The 714-nt window shown below is 61.6% G+C and carries 1 protein-coding gene; it reads right to left on the reverse strand.

Annotated features, from left to right (window positions below; all coding sequences use genetic code 11):
* Nucleotides 1–166: 166 nt before the first annotated feature.
* Entirely contained in the window at nucleotides 167–598 is a 432-nt protein-coding gene (locus tag H7847_RS26625) for a hypothetical protein (protein ID WP_227272747.1), read from the reverse strand.
* Nucleotides 599–714 lie beyond the last annotated feature (116 nt).

Here is a 714-nt window from a genome sequence, read left to right on the forward strand (position 1 = left end):
TAAACGCACTTGGCCAGACATTGTAATCTGCGGATGCCCCAAAGGGATCATCCGGCCAGAGGGAATATCTGGCCGCCGGTGCGCGCAAGGTCGCAGCCTCGGGAAGACCAATGCGAAGGTCGATGGCGATCGGCTGATCGGGGATTTGTGACAGGCGAAGCATGGGTTAGGGATAGTACAGATCCGCGGGCGCGTCACCACCTTGCTCGATGCAGATCACGTCATGTGGAGAAGAGGGCGTATTCCAATAGCATTCGCAGGTGGTTGGATTCTGATGACGTATCTGAATGTGGACATGGTCACCCGGACAAGGGTAATGCGATCTACCGGGCGGCACGCGATCAAGGCGTATAAAGCGGCGCGTCCCGGCAGGCGGCACGCAGGGGGCACACCGTCGCCGCTCACCGCAGTTGGCGCAGCTTCTTGTGTCCGCACTGGGGGCGGCCTCGGTTTCCCCTTCGTCCTGGGTCATCTCGTTGATCGCGACCCCGGTTGCCGCACCGGCCCCGACGACGCCCAGCGTAATCAGCGTCCATTTCGCGGCTTCTCCGATGGCGACCCATGTGGGCGGGTACAAAAGGGGGGCGAAGGCTGGCATCAGCTGTCGGTGTGTCGCGCTTGTGCAGCGGTTTCGCGGCGGATCGCGGAAACCACGAGGTCGTCTTCGCCGAACGAAAGCTGCATTGCCTTTTGGATTGGCGCTGCGGTCAGGAA

This window comes from Roseobacter weihaiensis (assembly GCF_020622345.1).
Classification (GTDB): Bacteria; Pseudomonadota; Alphaproteobacteria; order Rhodobacterales; family Rhodobacteraceae; genus Roseobacter; species Roseobacter weihaiensis.

Bases quoted from the DNA above. Each gene is read 5' to 3' on its own strand.
- H7847_RS26625 (WP_227272747.1), bottom strand. From the start codon at position 598: ATGCCAGCCTTCGCCCCCCTTTTGTACCCGCCCACATGGGTCGCCATC.